General features: G+C 38.3%; 1 protein-coding gene and 3 pseudogenes. 3 read left to right on the forward strand and 1 reads right to left on the reverse strand.

Annotated features, from left to right (window positions below; translation table 11 throughout):
* Nucleotides 1-272, forward strand: a pseudogene (locus D9A03_RS19660) (DDE-type integrase/transposase/recombinase); the annotation flags it as partial.
* 46 nt (nucleotides 273-318) lie between these two features.
* On the opposite strand, the gene D9A03_RS19665 reads toward D9A03_RS19660, so the two are convergent.
* The gene (locus D9A03_RS19665; RefSeq protein WP_120498937.1) at nucleotides 319-888 is read right to left on the reverse strand and encodes a helix-turn-helix transcriptional regulator; all 570 of its coding nucleotides are present in this window, start codon (nucleotides 886-888) and stop codon (nucleotides 319-321) included.
* 910 nt (nucleotides 889-1,798) lie between these two features.
* Here D9A03_RS19665 and D9A03_RS19675 point away from each other — a divergent pair.
* Both D9A03_RS19675 and D9A03_RS19680 read left to right on the forward strand, forming a co-directional pair.
* Nucleotides 1,799-1,999 (forward strand): annotated as a pseudogene (locus D9A03_RS19675) (transposase); the annotation flags it as partial.
* A gap of 74 nt (nucleotides 2,000-2,073) precedes the next feature.
* Nucleotides 2,074-2,205: pseudogene (locus D9A03_RS19680) on the forward strand (transposase); the annotation flags it as partial.
* Between the last annotated feature and the right edge of the window lie 396 nt (nucleotides 2,206-2,601).

Raw genomic sequence — 2,601 nt, forward strand, 5'->3', positions numbered from 1 at the left:
GATGAAACCTATATAAAGGTTAAAGGGAAGAGAAAGTACTTGTATAGAGCGATTGATAAGAACGGGGACACCCTCGATTTCTACTTATCAACAACGCGCACACCAAAGCAGCCAAGCGTTTCCTTAGCAAGGCACTCAAACGCAATAAGAAATATATCCCTGTGTCGATCTCATCAGACAAGGCTCCAACATATGGAGAAGCTATCAAGGTGTTGAAAGCTGAAGGAAAGATCCCTGATGAGCTTTTACATCGACAGAGTAAATACCTGAATAACAGGCTTGCTAAAATGGGGCACTACATATTAACCATTATCTATGTCAGCCCCCTCTTTTACGAATTTCTCTTGCTGTCATGTTGAAGCTATCTTTAATAACTCTGGAAAAATGTGAAGAACTGGCAAAACCAGTCATATAGGCTATCTGTGTAATAGCTAGATCAGTCGTATTCAGAAGAATAAGAGCCTGCCGTAATCGTTCATATCGTATAATTTTGGAACAAGTTGTCTCTTCACTTTGAAGTCGACGTCTGAGTGTTATTTCACTCATACCAAGCCTGCTTGAAATATGAGAAACTTTCCAATCTTTTGCTATATCTTCTGAAATAATATTGCGGATTTTTGTTTGAATTCCGTCAACAATATTCTCATTTTTAAAATTACCAACCATCATATTTTCTGATAAAATTTTGTATATCCAGTTTTTAATCTCAACTTTTCCAGCTTCATTATTTACAACATTGTAATGGTCATTATTAACGGACAGAATATTCACAGTTATACATACTTCTATGTTGGGAGAAAAATTATATTTCCCATGTTCAGCAAAAGTAAAATGCTTTAACTCAGTTCTCTCATCAGACACTATTTGTAGCTTTGCAATACTACTCATTTTCCAAATTTCCAAAAATTTTCAGCTAAAGCCATTACCCAACAAAGCATCAATTTATTATGGTAACTCTCTATCCTAACTCTCCGATTAGCATTATGATTAATAAAGAAGTTTCCTAGCTAAATTTATAGACAGATATATAGTTTCTAATTTCAGGGCTTCCCCAAAACAAAAAGCATTGTCGAAATTACATCTTTAAAATATTTCTGCTTCCCTTATCACATAGAGAGTCAGCATCTCATCTATCACATAGAGAGTCAGCATCTCATCCGCTATAAAAAAAAACATAAGAATAACTAGGACTAACCAAAATCTGTGCAATCCCATTGTTTGTTTTTCCATATAAACCACTCATGCACTACATGCAGAAACAATGTTCGACACAAAAAAAAACAAATCAATCAAAACATCGCCAAAAAAAACGTAATCTACATTTATTCGCCAATAGCATTTACGAACAAAAAAACACTCCGTCAAAATAGCTCGCAAAACCAGGGCTTGTTGACATTTATTTTATACGAATGAGAGTTGCTGCAATTGAAATGAATGCAGTGAAACTCTGATCGGTTTTACAGGATCTCATTGCTATGCCTCTATTCTCTTTGAGCTTTCCAAAGTAATGTTCAATTAAGTGTTGCCACTTATATGTCTCTTTATCAAACCCAGCAGGAAGCTTTCGATTTGATTTTGGCGGTATAATAGGAATAATACCGCTTCTAAAAACAAACAAGTATCTCGGCCTGTACGGCCTTGATCAGTTAATTTCCCTAAACAGAAGGGCTCTACAGTAATATGGAGGAGTTTTCAGGGCTCACGTCACTCCGCAGCAACACTAGGGTTTGAACCCAATTCACTCTCTTGTAAAATATGATTTTTTGTGATTCATAGCTCCTGTTTTATGGAGTATTATATGGCACGATTTGATTTAAGTGATGAAGAGTGGCTGGTTATTGAGCCTTTATTACCAAAGAAGGGTCGAGGTCCTGCTCGTCGTGATGACCGTGTTATTCTGAATGGTATCTTCTATATCTTGCGCACAGGCGCACCCTGGCGAGATCTTCCGGAACGTTATGGCCCTCACACAACGGTTTATAATCGTTATGTTCGTTGGGGAGAGCGTGTGACCTGCTCCCCAGAAATGTTCCTGATTTTGAGTTAGTCTTTTTCCGAAGAAGGAGACATTCAATGAAGAGATCCCGTTTCAGTGAAGAGCAGATTATCGGTATTTTAAAAACCCACTAGGCAGGTATGTCAGCCCGAGAGCTTTGCAGGCAGCAAGGCATAAGCGATGCCACATTTTACAACTGGCGTTCAAAATAAGACATATCAAATTGTCAAGAAAACGACCATTTTCTTGACTAATCGATCTGCAATCCAGCCCACGCAGATTGAGTATCCTCACCATCACACAAGCCCTGACTATGCCGCCATTCCTCGTATCCTGTCGTCTAGAAGGAATTGTAAGGCTCTTCTGCGGACGAATATGTTTGATAATTAAAAAGTATGTGAAGTGGTTTCGTTAGTTTTTCTCGCGAAATTGCCCGCACGCTCCACGAAATTGGCTCTTTGGCGGGGTTGTATGCCTCTTTTTTGCCTCTATACACTTATTGGTAATTATGCATTGCAGGCCCTTTTCTTTATCAGTTGATGATTAAATCTGCCTGTTGCGGGATAAGGAGCTTTAAACATGGTTGAATTGAGCAAAACAGAGAG

The sequence above is a fragment of the Kiloniella sp. EL199 genome, assembly GCF_900313065.1.
GTDB lineage: Bacteria > Pseudomonadota > Alphaproteobacteria > Kiloniellales > Kiloniellaceae > Kiloniella.